The 20,578-nt window shown below is 72.9% G+C and carries 20 protein-coding genes and 1 pseudogene; 12 read left to right on the top strand and 9 right to left on the bottom strand.

Going from position 1 to position 20,578, the window contains the following annotated elements:
• Nucleotides 1-15: 15 nt before the first annotated feature.
• Both MTF65_RS04945 and MTF65_RS04940 read left to right on the top strand, forming a co-directional pair.
• Nucleotides 16-723: an ABC transporter ATP-binding protein gene (locus MTF65_RS04945; protein WP_243626950.1), complete on the top strand. Its 708-nt coding sequence runs from the start codon at nt 16-18 to the stop codon at nt 721-723.
• Nucleotides 724-786: 63 nt separating this feature from the next.
• On the top strand, nt 787-1,716 hold the full coding sequence (locus MTF65_RS04940; protein WP_243626949.1) for a hypothetical protein: 930 nt from the start codon (nt 787-789) through the stop codon (nt 1,714-1,716).
• A gap of 121 nt (nt 1,717-1,837) precedes the next feature.
• Here the strand turns inward: MTF65_RS04940 and MTF65_RS04935 are convergent, their stop codons facing one another.
• A complete protein-coding gene (locus MTF65_RS04935; RefSeq protein ID WP_243627322.1) occupies nt 1,838-2,584 on the bottom strand; it encodes a GntR family transcriptional regulator in 747 nt (248 codons plus the stop codon).
• A 262-nt stretch (nt 2,585-2,846) separates the two neighbouring features.
• Here MTF65_RS04935 and MTF65_RS04930 point away from each other — a divergent pair, with 262 nt between their 5' ends.
• The 6 genes from MTF65_RS04930 to MTF65_RS04905 are packed head-to-tail and all read left to right on the top strand — an operon-like array spanning nt 2,847 to nt 8,776.
• Complete coding sequence (locus tag MTF65_RS04930; RefSeq protein ID WP_374207154.1) at nt 2,847-4,016, top strand: ABC transporter substrate-binding protein; 1,170 nt, start codon at nt 2,847-2,849, stop codon at nt 4,014-4,016.
• Nucleotides 4,016-4,915: an ABC transporter permease subunit gene (locus tag MTF65_RS04925; RefSeq protein ID WP_243626948.1), complete on the top strand. Its 900-nt coding sequence runs from the start codon at nt 4,016-4,018 to the stop codon at nt 4,913-4,915. The genes MTF65_RS04930 and MTF65_RS04925 overlap by 1 nt, the downstream gene beginning before the upstream one ends.
• Complete coding sequence (locus MTF65_RS04920) at nt 4,903-5,853, top strand: ABC transporter permease (RefSeq protein WP_243626947.1); 951 nt, start codon at nt 4,903-4,905, stop codon at nt 5,851-5,853. The genes MTF65_RS04925 and MTF65_RS04920 overlap by 13 nt, the downstream gene beginning before the upstream one ends.
• 5 nt (nt 5,854-5,858) lie before the next feature.
• Entirely contained in the window at nt 5,859-6,953 is a 1,095-nt protein-coding gene (locus MTF65_RS04915; protein ID WP_243626946.1) for an ABC transporter ATP-binding protein, read from the top strand.
• Nucleotides 6,950-7,636, top strand: a complete 687-nt coding sequence (locus MTF65_RS04910; protein WP_308407107.1) for an HAD family phosphatase — start codon at nt 6,950-6,952, stop codon at nt 7,634-7,636. Before MTF65_RS04915 ends, MTF65_RS04910 begins: the two co-directional genes overlap by 4 nt.
• A 60-nt stretch (nt 7,637-7,696) precedes the next feature.
• The gene (locus MTF65_RS04905; protein WP_243626945.1) at nt 7,697-8,776 is read left to right on the top strand and encodes a DUF2330 domain-containing protein; all 1,080 of its coding nucleotides are present in this window, start codon (nt 7,697-7,699) and stop codon (nt 8,774-8,776) included.
• Between the two features lie 27 nt (nt 8,777-8,803).
• Here the strand turns inward: MTF65_RS04905 and MTF65_RS04900 are convergent, their stop codons facing one another.
• On the bottom strand, nt 8,804-9,379 hold the full coding sequence (locus tag MTF65_RS04900) for a TetR/AcrR family transcriptional regulator (protein WP_243626944.1): 576 nt from the start codon (nt 9,377-9,379) through the stop codon (nt 8,804-8,806).
• Nucleotides 9,380-9,448: 69 nt separating this feature from the next.
• On the opposite strand from MTF65_RS04900, the gene MTF65_RS04895 reads away from it, so the two are divergent.
• Entirely contained in the window at nt 9,449-9,958 is a 510-nt protein-coding gene (locus MTF65_RS04895) for a DUF3995 domain-containing protein (protein ID WP_243626943.1), read from the top strand.
• A 34-nt stretch (nt 9,959-9,992) separates the two neighbouring features.
• On the opposite strand, the pseudogene MTF65_RS04890 reads toward MTF65_RS04895, so the two are convergent.
• From MTF65_RS04890 to MTF65_RS04875, 4 genes and pseudogenes are all read right to left on the bottom strand, one after another.
• Nucleotides 9,993-10,726 (bottom strand): annotated as a pseudogene (locus MTF65_RS04890) (alcohol dehydrogenase catalytic domain-containing protein); the annotation flags it as partial.
• Between the two features lie 12 nt (nt 10,727-10,738).
• The gene (locus MTF65_RS04885; RefSeq protein ID WP_243626942.1) at nt 10,739-11,602 is read right to left on the bottom strand and encodes a DMT family transporter; all 864 of its coding nucleotides are present in this window, start codon (nt 11,600-11,602) and stop codon (nt 10,739-10,741) included.
• 110 nt (nt 11,603-11,712) lie between these two features.
• A complete protein-coding gene (locus tag MTF65_RS04880) occupies nt 11,713-12,549 on the bottom strand; it encodes a RimK family alpha-L-glutamate ligase (RefSeq protein ID WP_243626941.1) in 837 nt (278 codons plus the stop codon).
• Nucleotides 12,546-13,487 carry a RimK family alpha-L-glutamate ligase gene (locus MTF65_RS04875; RefSeq protein ID WP_243626940.1) on the bottom strand — a complete coding sequence of 314 codons (942 nt, stop codon included), beginning with the start codon at nt 13,485-13,487 and terminating at the stop codon, nt 12,546-12,548. The genes MTF65_RS04880 and MTF65_RS04875 overlap by 4 nt, the downstream gene beginning before the upstream one ends.
• A 183-nt stretch (nt 13,488-13,670) precedes the next feature.
• Here MTF65_RS04875 and MTF65_RS04870 point away from each other — a divergent pair, with 183 nt between their 5' ends.
• Nucleotides 13,671-14,402 carry a hypothetical protein gene (locus MTF65_RS04870; protein ID WP_243626939.1) on the top strand — a complete coding sequence of 244 codons (732 nt, stop codon included), beginning with the start codon at nt 13,671-13,673 and terminating at the stop codon, nt 14,400-14,402.
• A 424-nt stretch (nt 14,403-14,826) separates the two neighbouring features.
• Here the strand turns inward: MTF65_RS04870 and MTF65_RS04865 are convergent, their stop codons facing one another.
• The 3 genes from MTF65_RS04865 to MTF65_RS04855 all read right to left on the bottom strand — a co-directional run bounded on the left by MTF65_RS04865 (nt 14,827) and on the right by MTF65_RS04855 (nt 17,245).
• A complete protein-coding gene (locus tag MTF65_RS04865) occupies nt 14,827-15,549 on the bottom strand; it encodes a zf-HC2 domain-containing protein (RefSeq protein WP_243626938.1) in 723 nt (240 codons plus the stop codon).
• Nucleotides 15,546-16,142: a sigma-70 family RNA polymerase sigma factor gene (locus MTF65_RS04860; RefSeq protein WP_243626937.1), complete on the bottom strand. Its 597-nt coding sequence runs from the start codon at nt 16,140-16,142 to the stop codon at nt 15,546-15,548. Before MTF65_RS04860 ends, MTF65_RS04865 begins: the two co-directional genes overlap by 4 nt.
• A gap of 110 nt (nt 16,143-16,252) precedes the next feature.
• Nucleotides 16,253-17,245 carry a DUF1996 domain-containing protein gene (locus MTF65_RS04855; RefSeq protein ID WP_243626936.1) on the bottom strand — a complete coding sequence of 331 codons (993 nt, stop codon included), beginning with the start codon at nt 17,243-17,245 and terminating at the stop codon, nt 16,253-16,255.
• A 125-nt stretch (nt 17,246-17,370) separates the two neighbouring features.
• Here MTF65_RS04855 and MTF65_RS04850 point away from each other — a divergent pair, with 125 nt between their 5' ends.
• Together MTF65_RS04850 and MTF65_RS04845 are read left to right on the top strand one after the other, a co-directional pair.
• Nucleotides 17,371-18,159, top strand: a complete 789-nt coding sequence (locus MTF65_RS04850) for a DUF1838 family protein (RefSeq protein ID WP_243626935.1) — start codon at nt 17,371-17,373, stop codon at nt 18,157-18,159.
• Between the two features lie 432 nt (nt 18,160-18,591).
• The gene (locus tag MTF65_RS04845; RefSeq protein WP_243627319.1) at nt 18,592-20,343 is read left to right on the top strand and encodes a S8 family serine peptidase; all 1,752 of its coding nucleotides are present in this window, start codon (nt 18,592-18,594) and stop codon (nt 20,341-20,343) included.
• The last annotated feature ends 235 nt before the right edge of the window (nt 20,344-20,578 follow it).

Raw genomic sequence — 20,578 nt, 5'->3', positions numbered from 1 at the left:
AGGGGGAGCCCCACCATGACGCGACAGCAGGCCACCACCGTGGCGCCCATGGTGGTGGCTGACGGCCTCCACCGCAGCTTCGGGACCGGAGAGCGCGCCGTACACGCCCTGCGCGGGGTCTCGTTCGAGATTCGCCGAGGCGAACTCACCGCCCTCAAAGGACGTTCCGGTTCCGGCAAGACCACCCTGCTCAACCTGGTGGGCGGCCTCGACTCCCCGACCAGCGGCAGCATCACCCTCGACGGCACCGACCTGGCCGGGCTGGACGAGTCGGGACTGCTCGCCCTGCGCCGCGACCGGATTGGCTTCGTATTCCAGTCGTTCGGGCTGATCCCGGTGCTGACGGCCGCCGAGAACGTCGGGGTACCGATGCGGATGCGCAAAGTCCCGGCGAAGCGGCGCGAGGAGCGGGTGCGGACGCTGCTGGCCCTGGTCGGCCTGGCCGAGCACGCGGAGCAGCGCCCCGGCGAGCTCTCCGGCGGGCAGCAGCAGCGCGTCGCGGTGGCCCGCGCCCTGGCGAACGATCCCGCGCTGATCATCGCGGACGAGCCCACCGGGCAGCTGGACTCCGAGACGGGCCGGTCCATCATGCGGCTGCTGCGCGCGGTGGTGGAGAGCGAGGGCGTGACCGTACTGGTCGCCACGCACGACCAGGCCCTGATGGAACTCGCCGACCGGGTCGTGGAACTGCGCGACGGCCGCGTCGTGGAGCCGACCGAGTAGCGGTCGGCCCGTCGCCGAGCGCGGTCCCCCGTACCGGGGCGGCGATGGCAGACAGTGGGCGGCGTGGATGCGGATGTGGATGTGGATGAGGTCATCGACGGCCTGTACGGGCTGCCCCCGGCGAGGTTCACGGCGGCGCGGAGCGAGGCGGCCGCCCGGGTGAAGGCGGCCGGGGACCCGGCGGCGGCGAAGCGGATCGCGGGTCTGCGGCGACCGACGCTGGCGGCCTGGGCGTCGAACACGCTGGTACGGGCGAAACCCGAGGAGGTCGAGCAGTTCCTCCAGCTCGGCGAGGCCTTGCGGGCGGCGCACCGGTCGCTGGACGGCGACCAGCTGCGGGAGCTGTCGCATCAGCAGCACGTGGTGATCGGGGCCCTCGCCCGGGAGGCCCTGCGGCTGACGGAGGAGGCCGGGGCGCCGGTGTCGGAGACGGTGGTGCGGGAGGTCGAGCAGATTCTGCACGCCGTCCTCGCCGACCCGGAGGCCGCCGGGGAATGGGCCTCCGGGCGGCTCGCGAAGGCGCCGGCGCTGATGGCGGAGTTCCCGGCCGTGGACCCCGGGGCGGTGCCTTCCGCACCGCCCCGGCGCGCGCGCGTACGGTCTTCGCGGGCGTCGGCCGGGCCTTCGGGAGCGCGCGTACGGTCTTCGGGGGCGCCCGTACCGCCTTCGGCCGAGCCCGCGACGGCGCCGGAGCCGGAGCCGTACGACGGCCGGCTGGAGGCGGCCCGCGCCGACGCCGCGCAGTCGGCATGGGCGGCCGCCGCCCGGGAGGACGAGCGCCGCCTGGCCAACGAGGCCCGCCGACGGGCCGCTGCCGAGGCCGCGGCGGCGGATGCCGCCCGGGACCACGCGCACGCCGCCGCGGCCGCGGCCGAGGAGCGGTACAACGAGGCCGACCGGGCGGCGCGGGACGCCGCCCTGGCGGCCGCGGCCGCGGAGCGCCGGCTCCGCGAACTGTCGGGTGAGGCGGGCCAGGACGGCGGGGACGGCTGAGGGGCCCGCCGCCCCGCCACCCGGTGGGCCGGGCGGACGGATTCCGCTACTCGGTGTGCAGCACCTTTGCGATCGTCATCCGGGCCGCCGACGAGGCCCTGAATGCCGCCCGGAACAACCCTTAGCGGTCGCCCGTGTGGCGCTCCAGCGGGGTTGCTACTGCCGAGTTGCTCACACTGAACGTGACACTTCCGGCGCGGTAGCGGTCGTCGGACCACTCGATCGGGCGGCCCGTGTTGGTGGCCGAGACGTGTCGCTGGCGCAGCAGCGGGCTGCCGCGCCGGATCTCCAGCAGCCGGGCGTCCTCGGTGCCGGCCGGCAGCGCGTCGATCAGGTGCTCGCCGTAGTGGGCGACGATCCCGGAGTCCGCGGCCAGGCCGTCCATGACGGAGCGGCAGTCCAGCGGCATCGCCTCGACCGCCGCAGCGACCCAGTCGGCGTACGCGGTCCGCTCCACCATGGTCGGTTCCCCGTCGAGCAGGCGCAGCCGCAGCACGGCCAGGATCTCGGTACCCGGCGCCAGCGCGAGCCGCTCCGCCTCCTCGGCCGTCGCCGGCCGGCGGGTCCGGGACAGGAAGCGGCTGCGCACCTCGTGCCCGACGCCCTCGGCCCACTGGGCGAAGCTGTTCAGCTCGCCGAAGCTGTGCCGGCGCTCCTGGCGCAGCACGATCCGCCGGGCCCCCTGCCGGGAGCCGATCAGGCCCTCGGCGGCGAGGGTGGCCACCGCCTGCCGGACGGTGCCGCGCGAGGCGGACCAGCGCGCGGCCAGGTCGCTCTCCGAGGGCAGTTGGGCGCCCACCGGGTACGCGCCGGAGAGGATCGCGGCGCGCAGCGCGTCGGCGATCTCCAGGTAGCGGACCGTGGCCATCGCGTGTGCCCCCTTGATCGTCATCGTATTCCGGTCACCATAGCCAGCATGGCTCGGAGGCCGTCCGACATACCCCGGCCTTGATCATTAAGGCACCGCTGTCACGACTTCTTTCGGTCATTCGCATCTCTTCGTCGAGCCGTGCCCCGCGGTCCAATTCCCGTTCACCGTCCGTACAGCGGGCCCAGGCGAACTGGAGCCAACTTGTTCAGACAAGTTAACAAGTTGCGTTACCCCCTTTGCCTCGTCTCCGGGAGAGACCGTGCTCAGTTCCTCCGCCCGTCGCGGTGCGGCCGTACTGCTCAGCGCCGCCGTCCTCACCACGCTCAGCGCGTGTGGTGCCGCACCCGATCAGAAGACCGCCGGCTCCGCCGGCGACGCCAAGGGCAAGACCCAGCCGGGCGCCGCCACCTCGGTGGCCGACCTGGGCGGCATGGAGGCCCTGGTCGCGGCCGCCGAGAAGGAGGGCCGGCTCAATGTGATCGCCCTGCCGCCGGACTGGGCGAACTACGGCGAGATCGTCAAGGCCTTCCAGGCCAAGTACCCCAAGATCAAGATCAACAGCGAGAACCCCGACGCCTCCAGCGCCGACGAGATCGCGGCCGTGAAGTCCCGCAAGGGCCAGAAGCGCGCCCCCGACGTGATGGACCTCGGCATCGCCTTCGCGCGAAGCGGCGCCGCCGAGAACCTGTTCGCCCCGTACAAGGTCACCGCCTGGGACAAGATCCCCGACGCCCAGAAGGACGCCGACGGCCGCTGGTACAACGACTACGGCGGCTACGTCTCCATCGGCTGCGACGCCGCCCGCGTCAAGACCTGCCCGCAGACCTTCGCCGACCTGCTCAAGCCCGAGTACAAGGGCAAGGTCGCCCTCAACGGCAACCCCACCAAGTCGGGTTCGGCCTTCGGCGGCGTCTACGCGGCCTCCCTCGCCAACAAGGGCTCCTTCGCCGACATCCAGCCGGGCATCGACTACTTCGGGCAGCTGAAGAAGAGCGGGAACTTCATCCCGGTCGAGTCCACCCCGGCCACCGTCGAGAAGGGCGAGACGCCCATCTCCATCGACTGGGACTACCTCAACGCCGGCTACGCCGACCAGTTCAAGGGCAAGGGCGTCGACTGGAAGGTCGCCGTCCCCAGCGACGGCGTCTACGCCCAGTACTACTCGCAGGCCATCAACAAGGAGGCCCCGAACCCGGCGGCCGCCCGCCTGTGGATGGAGTTCCTCTACAGCGCCGAGGGCCAGAACCTCTGGCTCAAGGGCTACGCCCGCCCGGTCCTGCTCCCCGGCATGACCCAGGACGGCACCGCCGACAATGACGCCGTCGCCAAGCTGCCCAAGGTCGAGGGCACCCCGTCCTTCCCGGCCTCCGAGCAGCTGGACAAGGCCAAGGCCACCCTCGCCGAGAAGTGGGACAAGGCCGTCAGCTGATGTCCGCCACCACCACCCCCCACCCGAAGGGGACCGCCGGCGGCAACCGCCGCCGGCGGCGCGGCCCGCGCACCTGGCTCGCCGCCCTCCCCCTCCTCGCCTTCACCGGGCTCTGCTTCGGCATCCCGCTCGGCGCCATCGCCTTCGGCGCGGTCACCCGTACCGACCCCGCCACCGGCGCCACCCGGCCGACCGGCGAGCACCTCGCGCGCTCGCTCCAGGGCCCCTACCTCGGCTCGCTCATCGGCAGCGTCCATCTCTCCGCCCTCACCGCACTCGTCGGCGGACTGCTCGGAGTCCTGATCGCCCAGGCCGTGGTCACCTCCCGCTCCACCGCCCTGCGCGGCGCGGCGCTGACCGCCTCGGGCGTCCTCGCCAACTTCGGCGGAGTCCCGCTCGCGTTCGCGTTCATCGCCACCGTGGGCATCTCCGGAGTCGTCACCCAGCTCGCCGACCTCGGCGGCCTCGGCTGGAGCCTGTACTCCTTCACCGGCCTCACCGTGGTGTACCTCTACTTCCTGATCCCGCTGATGGTGCTGGTGATCGTCCCGGCCCTGGACGGACTGCGCCCCCAGTGGCGCGAGGCCGCCCAGAACAACGGGGCCACCACCTGGCAGTTCTGGCGCCACGTCGGCCTGCCGGTCCTGGCACCCTCGCTGCTCGGCGGGTTCGTGCTGCTCTTCGGCACCGCCTTCGCCGCGCACGCCACGGCCGCCGCCCTGGTCGGCGGTTCCGTCCCGCTGGTCACCCTCAAGATCGCGGACGCGCTGTCCGGCAACGTACTGACCGGCCAGGAGAACGTGGCGCTGGCCCTCGGCCTCGACATGATCCTGATCGCCGGCCTGGTCATGGCCGTCTACCTGCCCCTCCAGCGACGGAGCGCCCGATGGCTGCGATGACCCCGACCGCCCCGGACGAGCGGGCACCCGCCGGATCACCACCGGCGCCCGCGCAGCCCGCGCCGCGCGGAACCGCCCGGCGGCCGCGCCCCCGGGCCCGCGTCTGGCGCGGAGCCGTACTCGCGCTGGCGGGCGGGTACTTCCTCGTCCCGCTCATCGCGTCCTTCGTCTTCACCGTGCACGTGCCCGGTCAGGGGATCACCTTCGACGCGTACACCGAACTGCTCGCCGCCGACGGCTTCACCGAGAGCCTGCTGCTCTCCCTCGGCCTGGCCGCCGCGACCATCGCGCTGTCGCTGCTGCTCGCGGTCCCGGCGCTGATCGCCGTACGGATCGGATCGCCGCGGCTGCGGCCCGTCGTCGAGGTGATGTGCATGCTGCCGCTGGTGGTACCGCCGATCGCCCTGGTCACCGGCATCACCACCGTGCTGCGCTGGGGACCGGAACACCTCTCGCGGACCCCGCTGTACCAGACCTTCCTGGCCGTCCAGAACGAGGACTTCCCCGTCGTCCTGGTCCTCGCCTACACGGTGCTGGCGCTGCCCTTCGTCTACCGCTCCCTCGACGCGGGCCTGCGCGCCGTCGATGTCCCGACCCTCGTCGAGGCCGCCCGCAGCTGCGGCGCGAGCTGGCCCCACGTCATCCTGCGCGTGCTGCTGCCGAACCTACGGGCCTCGCTCGCCGGAGCCGCCTTCCTCACGCTGGCCCTCGTACTGGGCGAGTTCACCATCGCCTCCCTCCTCGGCTTCCAGCCCTTCGCGGTGTGGATCGTCTCGATCTCCGGAGCCCAGGCCCGGATGTCGGTCGCCGTCTCCATCCTCAGCCTGCTGATCACCTGGCTGCTACTGCTCGTCCTGTCGCGGGCCGGAACCCACCCCACCGCGGCCGCGACGGGCGGCGCCGCCCCGGCCCCCGCCACCTCCCACAAGGAGTCCTGAACCTCATGTCCACCACCCTTCCCGCGGCGCGGAAGCCGGCGGATGCCAGCACCCCGGCGGGCGCGCGCGTCGAATTCCGCGGACTGCGCCGGGCGTTCGGCTCCACCGTGGCCCTCGACGGCCTCGACCTGACCATCGAGCCCGGCGAACTCGTCGCCCTCCTCGGCCCGTCCGGCTGCGGCAAGACCACCGCCCTGCGCGTGGTCGCCGGCTTCGAGCAGCCCGACTCGGGTGAAGTCCTGCTGGACGGCGCGGACATCACCCGCGTCCCGGCCAACCGCCGGGACGCCGGGATGGTGTTCCAGTCGTACAGTCTCTTCCCGAACCTCAGCGCCCGCGACAACGTGGCCTTCGGCCTGCGCGTACGCAAGGTCGCGGCGGCCGAGCGCCGCGAGCGGGCCGCGGAACTCCTCGACCTGGTGGGCCTCCCCGACCACGGCGACCGCTACCCACACCAGATGTCCGGCGGCCAGCAGCAGCGCGTCGCGCTGGCCCGCGCCCTGGCCCTGCGGCCGCGCGTCCTGCTGCTCGACGAGCCGCTGTCGGCGCTGGACGCCAAGGTACGGGCGAACCTGCGCGACGAGATCCGCCGGCTCCAGCTCTCCCTCGGCATCACCACCGTGTTCGTCACGCACGACCAGGAGGAGGCCCTGTCCATGGCCGACCGGGTCGCCGTGCTCCACGCCGGCAAGCTGGAGCAGTGCGCGGCCCCGGCCGAGCTGTACGAGCGTCCCGCCACGCCGTTCGTCGCCGAGTTCGTCGGCACCATGAACCGGCTGCCCGGACGGCTCGCCGACTCCGGGCTGGTGGAGGTCGCGGGCACGCGGCTCCCGGTGGACGGCCCGGTGCCGGCGACGCGCGCCGTGGAGGTCCTCGTACGTCCCGAGAACGTCACCGCGACCGCCGACCCGGAGGGCACGGCTACCGTGGTCTCCGCCTCCTTCTTCGGTTCGGTGACCCGGCTCCACCTGGACCTGCCCGGCGGTACGGCGGTCAAGGCGGACCTGGCGTCGCGGGACGCGGGGGAGCTGGTTCCGGGCGCGCGGGCGACCGTGGGCCTGGCCGAGCGGCCCGTACTCGTCGTGGCGAGGGCCGAGTGAGCGGGCTCGGAGCGGTCCTGTTCGACATGGACGGCACCCTCGTCGACACCGAGGTGCTGTGGTGGCGGACCACCGAGGAGGTCGCGGCCGGGCTCGGCCATGCCCTGACCGACGCGGACGCGCCCGAGGTGGTGGGCCGGGCGGTCGAGGACACCGCCGCCCACCTGGTACGGGTGTCCCGCGCGGGCGACGCCGAAGCGGTGGCGGCGGGGGCGGCGGGGGTGGTGGTGGCGGCGGAACTCACCGCGGGCTTCTTCCGCCGGGTGGAGGCCGGGGCGCCGATGCGGCCCGGCGCCCGTCGGCTGCTGGCCGAACTGGAGGCGCAGGGCGTGCCGTTCGCCCTGGTGAGCGCCTCGCCGCGGGTGGTCGTGGACTCGGTGGTCGGCGGCTCGCTGGCCCAGGTGCCCTTCGCGTTCACCCTGTCGGCCGACGACACCCCGCGGACCAAGCCGCACCCGGACCCGTACCGGGCGGCCGCCGAACGGCTGGGCCTCGTACCGCGGGCGTGCGTGGCGGTGGAGGACTCGCCGGACGGCGCGGCCTCGGCGGAGGCGGCCGGGTGTCGAGTCCTCGTGGTGCCGTCCCTGCTGCCGGTGCCGCGCTCGCCGCGTCGCGCGTTCGCGGATTCCCTGGAGGACGTGTCCGCGGCGGATCTGCGCGGACTGGGCGCAGTGGCCGACTGAGCGGCCCGGCGGGTCGGCCGGAACCGGATCGTGGGGGCGGTCGTCTGAGAACCCGTGTGGATGAAACGAAGAATACTGGCCCTGCTGTTCGCCCTGCTCGCGACGCAGCTGGGATCCCTGATCAGCGCGGCGTACGCGTGTGGTTGCGGGGCCATGGTCCCCGACGCGATGTCCCGGATCGGGGTCGACCGCGAGACCTCCGTCGTGCGGTGGGACGGCCGGACGGAACAGATCGTCATGCGCTTCACCGTCGCCGGTGACGCGAAGCGGGCGGCCTGGATCATGCCCGTGCCGAGCCGGGCCACCGTCGAGCTGGGCAACGCCGAGCTGTTCGACCAGCTCTCCCGGCTGATCCGGCCCGAGCGGAAGACCCGTACCTACTTCTGGCCGCGCGGCAGGGACTGGCCCTTCTCCTCAGGTGACCGGGACGGGGCAGGCGCGGCCCTGCCCGGCGCCGGGGATCCGGCCGTCGGCGTCGTCGGCCGCGAGCAGCTCGGCGACTTCGACGTGGCGCGGCTCACCGCCACCGACCCCGACGCCCTGCGCGACTGGCTGGAAGACAACGGCTTCAAGCTGCCGGACCGCCTCGCCACCGAACTGCGGCCGTACGTGGACCAGAAGTGGGAGTACGTGGCCGTACGCCTCGCCCCCCGGCAGCAGGGCAAGCCGCTGCGCGGCGACCTCGACCCGCTGAGGATCCGCTTCGACAGCGACCGGCTGGTCTACCCGATGCGGCTGTCCCGCATGGCCAAGTCCCCCCAGTCCCTCGGTCTGTTCGTGCTGGCCGACCACCGCATGGAGCCCAGTTCCCCGATCGGCGGCGACGCGCCCAAGGTGCTGTTCGCCGGGACCGTCGCCCCGCAGGGCGGGCTGGCCGAACTCACCGGCGGCAAATCGGCGTTCCTGACCGCCATCGACCAGCGGTTCCCCGAGCCGGGCCGCATCGACGGCGACCACGAGCTGCGCGCGGCCCCCGCCGACACCCCGTACCGCCGGGCCGTCTACCGCGATGAACTGCTCACGGTCGGGGACGGCGTCCCGGTCTGGCTCCTGAGCGTCGCGGGCGCGCTGGTGCTCGTGGCCGGAAGTCTCTTCGCCGGTCTCCGAATCCGCCGCGACCGCCGCCGCTCCGCGGCCTGACGGCCACGGGCCGCCCCGTCCGACGGGTCAGATACCCGAGGTGAGCAGGTCCACCAGGTGGTCCAGGGCCTCCGCCGCTCCCTCGCCGCCGACCACGGTTTCCGGGGCGGTGAGGGGTGCGGCCCGGCGGAGCTCGATCCAGCCGAGATAGGCGGCGTAAGCCGCCACCGCACGCCGGCGGGCGTCCTGCGGCGGCAGACCGAGGTCGGAGAAGACCTCGGTGAGGTAGTCGAGCCGGGTACGGGTGACCCGGTGCAGCACCTCGGCGACCGCCGGGTGGTCGACCTGGGCGACGATCGCCGGCTCCAGGCCCGCGATCTCCTCGTCCCCGAGGGCCACGGCGAACAGCGCCCTGGCCCGCTTCATCGGGTCCGGTTCCGCGTTGACCTCGTCGATGACCTCGCCGGTGGCCAGACGTTCCCATGCCTCCAGCGCGGCGACGAGCAGCGCGTCGCGATTCTTGAAGTGCCAGTAGAAGCTGCCGCGGCTGACGGCCAGCTCCTTGGCGAGCACATCGACCGCCACCGCGGCGACTCCGCCACGGGCGAGCGCGGAGAGCGCCGCCATCGTCCAGTCGTCCCTGGTGACTTTCCCCTTGGCCATGGTCCGTACGCTACTGTATGGATTATCCGTACAGCACTGTATGGAACTCCTTTGGGGAAGGGGATCGCCATGCTCGCCAACCAGGACGACATGCGTGCCGAAGCAGGTGTCAAGGCCGCCGCGGGGGTCGCGGCCACCGGGCTAGTCGCCGCGGGCGCGCTGCACGCGCTCTGGGTCGTCAACCCGTGGCCGCTGAAGTCGGCGGCCGAGTTCGCCGAGACGGTGGTGGGAGTGACCGAGGACCAACTGCCCTCGGTTCCGCTGACCCTGGGCGTTGCCGCGCTCCTCGGGGCCGCGGGGTATCTCGTCCTCGCCAACGGCCGGATCGCCCGCAGGATCGGACCGGAGAAGCTCAACCGCGTCGGGCTGTGGACGCTCGCCGGTGTTCTGGCCGCCCGCGGGGTCGGCGGTCTGGCCGCCTCGGGGCTGGAGCTGGGCGCCGCGCCCGAGGTCTACCGGCACTGGGATCTGGTGCTGTACTCGCCGCTTTGCCTGACCCTGGCCGGGCTGACGGGCTTCGTCGCGCGCCGCACCGCCGCCCGGTGGACCCGCGCGGGCGAGGATCGCGGCCCGGCCTGAGGCCCCGGCGGCCCGGGCTGAGGCCGGCGGGGCCTCAGGCCGGGCCGCCGGGGCAGGACGACGTGACCCCGCGCCCCGTCGCCGTGCCCATCGCGCCCAGGCCCGCCGGGGCTTCGCCGAGCGGGACCGTCGCCGTGACCAGCGGATCCGGCCACAGCGTCCCGGACCGGACCAGCTCCATCATCGGCGGGTACGCGGGCCCACCATCCTGTGGCTGCCGAGATCTCCCACTCCCATCCGATGCCCCGCTCCATCGGCAGGACCGTTTCCCCGGCGGCGGCCACCGGCAACAGTCCGACCTGTACGTGCCGCCCGCGCCTACGCATCCCGCCCACCGAAGCCGCGGCGGTCACCAGGGACCCTGAGCGGTCTCGGGGAAGTGGGGGCACGCCCCCGCGCGACCACGGCCGGGAACGCCGTCGCGAACCGGCAGCCCAGGGAGGCGGCGGTCGCGAACGACAGCTCCTCGGCCTCCGCCACCAGGTTCACGTCCGCGTGCTCCAGCGCCACGTACTCGGTGAAGGAGCCCAAGTACGTGAAGCCGGGCTGCGTCTGCCGCACGCGCACCTGCTGCTCGCCGGCCGCGCAGTCGGCGCAGGTTCCGCAGGCGCAGACGAACGGCACGGTGAGCCGGTCACCGACCCGCCAGTGGGTCATGCCGGCCCCCACCGCCTCCGTCACCCCGGCCAGTTCGGGCCCCGGAACGCGCGGCAGCGTGATGTCCGGGTCGTGCCCCGTCCACCCGGGCCCGTCGCTCCGGCACAGCCCGCCCGGCCCGCTTCACGGAGACCCGTCCCCCGCCCCGGAGCGGGACAGTGCGAGGATGCCGGCCGAGATCAGGGTGATGCCCAGGAGCTGGGGGAGCAGCCACCAGCCCGCCCGTACGTGTTCCTCGTACAGCAGGATGCCCAGCGCGATGCTCACGGTGGCGTCGCCCAGCGTCAGCGCGGGTTGCGACGCGATCAGCGGCCCGCCCTGCATGGCGTGTTCGAGGAGCAGCAGGGCGCAGACTCCGCTCGCGGCGAAGGCGTACGTCTGCCAGGCCGTCAGGAACGCGCCGATGCCGCCTCCCTCGCCCAGGCGGGTCACGGCGGACTTCATCAGCGCGGCGGTGAGCGCGTAGCAAACGGCGGTGGCGGCCCCCAGGCAGGCGGCGCGGGCCCGCCCGGGCGGGCGGCGCAGTCCGGCCACCGCGAGGGCCGCGACGGCCGCGGCGCACCCGGCCAGGGCCGGGATCCACCGATCGGGCGGCACGTCCTTCAGGTTCCCCTCGGGAGCGGCCGCCGCCAACGCCACCCCCAGCCCCGCCACCACCGCCGCGACGGCCAGCCACAACGCCCCCGACAGCCGCCCCCGCGCGAGCAGCGAGGCGATCAGCAGGGCGAGCGGCAGCTCCAGCACGAACAGTGGCTGTACGAGGGCCAGCGGGCCGGTCGCCAGCGCCGCGGCCTGTCCGGCCCCGGCGGCGATCACGGCGAGGATCCCGGCGATCCATACCGGCCGGCGCAGCAGATCGAGGATCAGCCCGAACCGGAACCCTTCGCTCTGCGGCACGGTGAGGGCCGCCCGCCGCTGGAGCACGGTGGCGAACGCGTTGCTCAGCGCCGCGAACAGCGCGAGGAGGACCGGCAGGACGACGCCCATCCCGTGATCCTCACGGCGCCCGCCGCCCGCTCGCCCCGCCGACACGCCAGGTGGCCCGCTTTCCCCCGTCCGTCGTCCGCCGTCCGCCGTCCGCCGTCAGTCGGCCGCCGTCAGTCGGCCGTCCCGTCACCGGGGGCCGGGACGGGCGCCGACCCGGCCCGGCGCAGGGCCAGTGCGGCCAGGGCCTCGGGGGCGCCGGCCTGGCCGCGGATGCCGGGGAAGGCGTTGATGTCCACGATCAGCGGGACGCCGTCGCCCGTGTCGATGATGTCCACGCCGTAGACGTCCAGTCCGAACACCTCGCCGACCCGGAGCGTCACATCCGCCCAGGCGGTGGGCAGTCGCTCCAGGGGCAGGTTGGGTCCGCGTCCTCCGGGCGAGAGTTCGGAGCGGCGCCGGGCGGCGAAGACCCGGTCCGCGACCGCCCAGAGTTTGTGGTCCCAGCCGCTGTTGGGCGCGAACTCCTGCACCACGACGGGCTCCCGCGGCCAAGCCCGCGCCAGTTCGGCGGACTGCGCCGGGCTGTCGACGCGGGCGACCAGATCGCCCCGCCGGCTGCGCAGGCTCTTGACCACGACGGGGGAGGCGAGCGACGCCTCGGAGGCCCAGGCCGACACCGTGTCCCACGCGCGGGTGGCCGCGAACGGCAGGCCCGCCCGTACGGCCAGCTCCGCCATCTCCATCCGGTCCTGGCACAGCGCGGTCGCGGCGGCGGAGTTCACCACCGGGGCCCCCCGCTCCTCCAGCTCCCGCGCGAGCGCCAGGGCGCGCGGCGTACGCGACTTCAGCAGATACACGTCGGCCGGCGGCCCGGAGACCGCGTCCATGGCGCCCGGGTCCACGGCGCCCGGGTCCAGCACGTCCACCTGGTGAAGGGGAGTGAGCAGCTCGGTCGCGGCCGCCAGCAGCGGGTGTCCGGGGTCCGGCGTGATCAGGCCGATCCTCACAGGGACTCACCCGCCCCCGCGGAGACCTGCGCCGGGATCGACACGGGCAGAGCCCGGGTCCGGGAACGGGGCGGCGTCGATGCGGGCGCGGCCGGGGCCGCCGCCACGTCGCCGGCCGCCGTCGTGGCGCCCGCTCGCGCCAGGTCCAGCACCGCCCGGGCCACTCGCGCCGCCGCGTCCGGGACCTGTCGGAAACTCGGGAAGTCGTTCACGTCCACGACCATCGGCCCGTCCGGACCCAGCAGTACGTCCACCCCGTACAGGTCCAGGCCGTACACCGCCCCCACCTGCGCGGCGATCGCCGCCACCTCCGCCGACAGCGGCACTCGGCGCTCCCGTACCGCCGGGTCGGGGTGCAGCGGCGAGCAGCGCTCGGTCGCGAACAGCTCCCCGCCGACGGCGTACACCTTGATGTCGGTGCCCGAGTTGGGCACGTACGGCTGGGCGATGAGCATGCCCTCGTCCGCCAGCTCCGCGAGCACCGGCTCCAGCCGCCGCGGCGAGGACACCAGGTGGACCGCCCGCCCGGAACTGCCGTCGGAGGGCTTGACGACGAGGGGGTACTCGGACGCCGGTATCTCCCTGAGCAGTTCCGGCCGGGCGACGGCGTACGTCGTCGGCATCGGAAGCCCCCGGGCGCGGCCGATGGCGGCGGCCAGTGCCTTGTCCCGAACGCCCCGGATGGACCGGGCGTCGTTGACCGTGGTCATCCCGGCCGCGGCGGCGGCCTCCAGCAGCGTCAGCCCCGGTCCGCCGGACACGGTCTTGAGCACCCAGGCGTCATGCGTACCCGCGCCCACCAGGTCGGTCATGCGCAGCAGCGATCCGCCCGGCCGCACCACCTCGACCTGGTGTCCCCACGCGGTCAGTTGCCGGACGACCTCGTTCGGCATGCCGTCGTGGCGGTAGTGCTCCTCAACCAGGAAGCAGAGCCTCATCGACCTTTCCCCACATTCCCCGGACGTCCGCCGATCCCGTCCGGCGAGTGGTGACGTCACAGGATGTCATGGACCGCATGTGATGATCCCTCCGTATGCGCGCGCGGTGGTATCCGGCCCGGCCCGCCCCGGCCCGGCGTGAATTCGGATGAGCCGCGGCGCCCGAGGGGGTAGGTTGATCACGTGCCGAAGCTGAATCAGATAATCGCAGTGGAAAAGGGCGTCAAGTCCAAGTCGCTCCAGGAGCTGACCCAGGCCCACCAAGACGTCCAGAAGCCCGCCCTGCTGGCCGGCATCTCACGGACGTACCAGCCCAAGGACGAGGAGGGCGAGCAGCTGCCGCCCGAGTCCACCCGGGTCCAGATCAAGGCGGAGGACGTACTGCGCGCGGCGGCGGGGACGCTGACGCGGCTGTTCGACGTGACGGCGACCAAGGACTGGGCGAACCGCACCGCCGTCGCCGACGTCGTCGTCGAGGGGACCGTACTGCTGGCGCAGGTGCCGGTCCCGTACCTGCTCTTCCTGGAGAAGCAGCTCACCGACCTGCACACCTTCGTGCGCAAGCTGCCCGTGCTGGACGCCTCCGAGTCCTGGAACCTCGACCCGTCCACGGACGCGTGGAAGACGGACCCGGTGCGCACCATCCGCACCAAGAAGGTGCCGCGCAACCACGTCAAGGCCGAGGCGACCGACAAGCACCCGGCCCAGGTCGAGGTGTACTACGAGGACGTCGCCGTCGGGTACTGGACGACGGTGAAGTTCTCCGGGGCACTGCCCGCCCGCCGGGTGAACGAGCTGCTGGACCGGGTGGAGAAGCTCCAGCAGGCCGTCAAGTTCGCCCGTGAGGAGGCGAACAACACCGAGGTCACCGACCAGCGGGTCGGAGACGCGGTATTCGGCTACCTGTTCAGGTAGCCCCACGATCGCCCCCTGTGGAGCAGGGGGTGGCGCGAGAGCGCAAGCTGAAACTGATGTTGAAGCTGACAAGGGGTGTCAGTTGGGGGTTCGAATCCCTCCCCCGGCACACGAGCCGGGGTGGCCCAAGCCTGGCAGAGGCGGCCCCGTAAATCTCAGATTCTCGCTCCAGTCTCAGTATTCGCCGCCGATCACCGGATCGACCGAGCGCGGACGACCACCGACGGATGGGGGTTCAAGTCCCCTCTGCGCCTCTCTCATGGCGCGGTAGTTCAAAGGCAGAACACGTCGGTATGAAAATGATCCGCGACTCTTAAACGCCGCCGGTGTGCGCAATTGGGTGGCAAGCAGGAGCCCGGGAGCTGGACATGCTCCCGGGCTCTGTCACGTCGTGCTACACCCGTCTACACCCCTCTGCACCTGTCTACACCCGTACGGAGACGAACGCCTTGCCGGCCTCGTTCTCCACCAGGACCTCCTTGACGTCCGCCGGATCGACGGCCGCCGAACCGTCCAGCGCCGCGCCCTTGGCCTCGCCGTTCTGCTGGCCGCCGACGACCCAGCCGCCGGCGGTGGTACGCGTGCCGTCCTTGGCCACCACGACCAGCCGGCACCGCTCACCCTGCGGCACCCCGGTCACCGCCGCGTGCACCCGCACCCACTTCGCGGCGGGCGTCAGCTGTACGGTCGCCCGCGCGCCCGTGCGCTGATCGGTCGCGGAGGCCACCCTGGTCCCCGGCACCGGCGCGGGGGCCGACGACACCGTCGGGGACGGCAGCGGGGGCCGCGCGAGGTTCGCGCCGTCGTCCGCGCCCAGTTGCGTCCCCGCCCAGAACACGGCGGCCAGCGCCGCGGCGGCCGCCAGTGCGGCCAGGCCCGCGCCGCGGCGCCGCTCGGCCGCCTTCTCGCCGCGCACCTGCCGCAGCACGCGCTGGAGCAGCAGGTCGCCGCCCTGCGGCGGCCCGTCGAGGAACGCCTCCTCGGGCACCTCGCCGAGCACCGCCTCCATCTCGCGCAATGCCGCCACCTCCTCCCGGCATCTCACGCAGCCGGTCATGTGTTCCTCGATCCAGCGGGCCTCCTCCTGGTCGAGGACGCCGAGAACGTAGGGGCCGAGTAGCTCCTCCTCGTGCCGCTGCCGGTTCATGCCACCACCTCCCGCAGTCCTGCCGGCTTCCGCGGCGGCCTGCCCGATCGTCTGTCGTCCTTGCCGCCGCTGTCCCGGAAGACCTCGCGCAGGGCCTTGAGCGCGTAGTGCGAGCGCGATTTGACCGTGCCCGCCGGGATGCCGAGGCGGTCGGCGGTCTCGGCGACGCTGAGCTGGCGGTAGTACAGGTCCGTCAGCACGTCACGGTGTTCCGGCGAGAGCTGGTCGAGCGCCCCGAGCACCGTCATGGTGTCCACCACCGCGTCGGCGTGGTCCAGTTCCACCGGGGGAGTCGCGGGCGAGCCCGAAACCTCCGGCGGGCGGGCGGCCTTGGCCCGGTACCGGTCGGTGATGATGTTGCGGGCCACGGTGAGCAGCCAGCCGCGCACCGAGCCCTTCCCGTTGACGAGGACCTCGGAGTTCCGCCACGCCCGGATGAGCGTCTCCTGGACGACGTCCTCGGCGGCGGCCCGGTCCCCGGTCAGCCGGGTGGCGTACGCGAGCAGGGCATGGCCGTGCTCCTCGTACACCGACCTGATCAGTGCTTCATCGGTCGAGCCCCGCCGCGTGCGGGGCCACAGTGGTCCGGCCATCTCACCTCTCCGTCTTCCTCGCGCTGCGTGGTGCGTGGTGCGTGGTGCGGACAGAACACGCCACCCGGTCAGGCCCGGTTCATGTGATGTGCGTCACGCGCGCCGCTCGGTCAGATCCGGCAGTGCCGACCCTCGTTGAGGCAGTCCACGACGCCCCGCATCTGCCCGGCCGTCATCACGTTCACGAACATCGCGTGATCCGTCTTCGGGCTGTGCCGCTGCTCCGGGAAGGAGTCCAGCGCGAGCGGCACGTCCGGCGGTACCTCGTAGGCGAGGGAGAGCCGCAGTTGGGGCACGGGAAAGGTGCCCTGCGGGCAGATGCCGCCGGCGGCGGGGAACGCCAGGTGCGAGCGGTGCCCGGCGCTGGCGGTGTCCAGCCCGTTCCAGCAGCTGGGGAAGACCAAGGTGCGGGTCACCCGGTCGCCGGGCGGGCAGCGCGGATAGCCGGTCGTGGACCGGTCGGGGGAGCCGGAACAGCCCCAGCGGGCCCGTACGTCGTCGTCGCGGCCCGCGGTGTGGGCCACGGCGTCGCCGGTCATACCGCGCAGGAACCGGGGCATCGGCACGACCTTGCTGACCGGGCTGCCGCGGAACTCCACGCTCACCGAGGCCTCCGGCAGGATCGCGCCCGCGTTGCCGTGCCCGGCGGAGCTCTCGTGCGGGCTGCTGCCCGGCCGGTCCGGCCGGCGCAGTACGGGCCAGTAGTACGTGGACCGGTCGCCGCCGCGACAGCTCGTGGCGGCGGAGTCGAGCGTGGCGTCGGTCGACAGGGCGTCGGCCGACAGGTTCCCCACGTACGCGTGCGTGTGGTGGGCGCCGGACGCCAGCCCCGGCGAGACCACCAGGTTGTCCTCGTTGTAATGGCCCTCTTCGTTGCGGCCGCACTCCACCGCGACCGTGCCCGTCGAGGCGTCGGGCCCGGCCGGGGGCGGCTCCCCGGGGCCGGGCGCCACGTCGCGTAGGTCCACGTACACCCCGGCGGCCTCCGCCGCGGTCCGTGACCGCGGTCCGGCCGCCCGCGAAGCCCCCAGCACGGCGGCGATCAGCCCGCCGCCCAGCACCAGGCAGATGAGCAGCGTGAACAGTCGGTGTTCGTTCCCCATGGCGGTCACGGTTGCCGGTGCCCGCCGTGCCCGTCAACCTGGCGTCTCGAACTCGGTTGCGGACGGGCCCGGTTGGCCTGGCCGGTGCTTGCCGATCCGGGCGACGGCCACGCACAGTACGCGGTATGACACCAGCGGAACTCCTCCAGGCACTCGCCCGCACCCGCGCCTCGCTCGACGGGAGCGAGGTGACCTTCTGGTGGACCGGTGACGTGCATTCCTGGGCCCCGGGAGAGTCCTACCGCCGCCTCTTCGGCTTCGAAGGCCTCAACGTCGCGCGGCTCGTCGCCGACACTGACGCCGACGCCGACAACGACGCCGGCGGGGCCGCCAACGGGGACGGCCCGACCGGGAGCGGGTACCGGCTTCTCACCCGGGAAGCGGCGTTCTACCTCGACCCCCGGAGCCGCGAGATCCTGGAGACCTGGGAGGGCAAGCCGGTGATCCACGTCTGGAACGACCCCGCCCACCAGAAATGGCGGCCGTTCCCCGTCCCGATGACGGAACTCGGCGACCAGGTCTGCTTCAGCCTGGAGATCCCGCTCGCCTACCCCTCGCCCCTCCCCGTCGCGGACTACCCGGCCAACTCCGCCGACGACACCTACCGGGCCCTGGAACTCTTCCAGTTCTTCGCCCCCGCCTCGGTCCTCACCACCGACGAGCCGAGCGTCCCCGCCACCATGTCGTGGACCAGGATGTCCCCTTGGCTCCCCTGGATGGAACAGGGACAGCGCCCCGGCGGCCTGACCTTCCACTGCCGCGGCCGCAAGCTCGGCTCCTACGCCGAGGTACCCGACCGCACCCGCGCGTACATCGCCGCCCGCCACCCCGAGTTCGCCCACGCCCCGGAGAAGTGGACCGAACCGAACGAGACCAGCTGGACATACTTCCGCAAGCTCCACCCGCCGCTCTAGGGCTCGGCGGTTTCCAGGGGCCCTTCGCTCGTTCGCGGGTGCGCACCGGTCCCGCCACCCCTCGCCGGGAGGGGGTGCGGCAGGGGAGCGACAAGGGTTTTCCCCCTATCGGGTTCATCCCCGCGTTGCCTACTGTCTGCCCACCGGCGATCTTTTCCGGCCACAGCGGCCCCCGCACCAACCCCACATGGTGTGAAGCCGTACGGCCGGGCGGATCGCCGGTAACCGCCGTTGCCCTGCCTCGCCGTCGCGGCCGGGCAACGCGGCGCGCGGCGGTGGCCGGCGCGGGTTCGACCACCCCGCGCCCGGCCTCCGCGGCCGCCGGTTCACCTCCCACACTGCTCGAACCGGCCGCTCCGGCCTGCCCGGAAACGGCCCGCGAAAGGGAACACCGTGCACGCATCCAGACGTCGGCTCATATCCGTGGTGGCCATGTCCGTCACCCTCCTCGCCGGCTCCGCCACCGCCTCGGTGGCCGTGACCGCCGTGAACGACCCGGCCAGCACCCTTCCGGCCGCCGCGGCCCCCGCCTCGGCGCCGGTCGAGAACCTCATCGTCGGGTACAAGTCCTCCGCGACCGAGGCCAGTTCCAACACCGCAGCCGCCGACGACGCCGCCGCCAAGGGCAAGAAGGCCGGCAAGAAGGCGACGTTCGACCGCCGTCTCGGCACCGGAGCCGCCCTGGTCGACGTCACCCCCGCCGCGGCGGCCGACGTGATGGCCCAGTTCCGCGCCGACCCCGACGTCGCCTACGTCGAGCCGGACTCCCGCGCCTACGCGCTGGCCACCCCGAACGACACCGAGTACGCCAAGCAGTGGGACCTCTTCGAGCCCACCGCCGGCATGAACGTTCCGGCGGCCTGGGACAAGACCACCGGCTCCGGTGTCACCGTCGCCGTGATCGACACCGGCTACGTGGCCCACTCCGACCTCGCCCCCAACATCGTCGCCGGTTACGACTTCATCTCCGACTCCACGGCGGCCCGCGACGGCAACGGCCGCGACAACAACGCCGCCGACCAGGGCGACTGGAGCGCGGCCGGCGAGTGCGGCACCGGCTCCAAGGCCAGTGACTCCTCCTGGCACGGTACCCACGTCGCGGGCACCATCGCCGCGGCCACCAACAACGCCAAGGGCGTCGCGGGCATCGCGTACAACTCGAAGATCCAGCCCGTCCGCGTGCTGGGCAAGTGCGGCGGCGCCACCTCGGACATCGTCGACGCCATCACCTGGGCCTCCGGCGGCTCCGTCCCCGGCGTCCCGGCGAACGCCACCCCCGCCAAGGTCATCAACATGAGCCTCGGCGGCTCCGGTGCCTGCACCGCCACCTACCAGAACGCCATCAACGCCGCCGTCGCCCGCGGTACGACCGTCGTGGTCGCCGCCGGCAACAGCAACGCGGACGCGGCCGGCTTCTCGCCCGCCAGCTGCAGCAACACGGTCACCGTGGCCGCCAGCAACCGCACCGGTGACCGCAGCTTCTACTCCAACTACGGCACCAAGGTAGACATCGCCGCCCCGGGCGGTGAGACCCGCCGCGCCACCGACACGCCCGGCACCGTCACCACCCCCGAGAACGGCATCCTCTCCACGCTGAACGGTGGCACCACCACCCCCGGCGCCGAGATCTACAAGCCGTACCAGGGCACCAGCATGGCCGCCCCGCACGTCGCGGGCCTCGCCGCGCTGATGAAGTCGGCGAACTCCGCGCTGACCCCGGCCCAGATCGAGTCGGCGATCAAGACGAACGCCCGCCCGCTGGCCGGCACCTGCACCGGCGGCTGCGGCGCCGGCCTCGCCGACGCGGCCGCGACCGTGAACGCCGTCACCTCCGGTCCCGTCACCCCGTCCTTCGAGAACACCGCGGACTTCGCCATCGGTGACAACACCACCGTGGAGAGCCCGATCACCGTCAGCGGTGTGACCGGCAACGCCCCGGCGACCCTCAAGGTCGGCGTGAACATCCTGCACACCTACATCGGTGACCTGAAGGTGGACCTGGTGGCCCCCGACGGCAGCGTGTACACGCTGCACAACCGGGCCGGCGGAAGCGCCGACAACATCAACCAGGAGTACACCGTGAACGCCTCCACCGAGGTCGCGAACGGCACCTGGAAGCTCCGCGTCAACGACAACGCCGGCGGCGACATCGGCAAGATCGACTCCTGGAGCCTCGGCTTCTGATCCCGGCCCCGCTCCGGCCCCGCCTGACGGGCCGATAGTACGGACCAAACAAGCCCGCGGACCTGCCGATACACCTCGTACCGGCAGGTCCGCCGGGCTTTCCTGTCATCTGACTGAATTCTGCGTCACAATCCGGGTCCACTCGGCATCCGACCTCGTATTGTCGCCTCTCACAGGAAAGGCACAGGAGCTGGGGACCGAGAGGCTGGTGGCTGTGTGTGGTGGCGGCGACGGG

It is taken from the genome of Streptomyces sp. APSN-46.1 (genome assembly GCF_022815725.1).
Taxonomy (GTDB): Bacteria; Actinomycetota; Actinomycetes; order Streptomycetales; family Streptomycetaceae; genus Streptomyces.
This window is presented reverse-complemented; position numbering and strand designations above follow the sequence as displayed.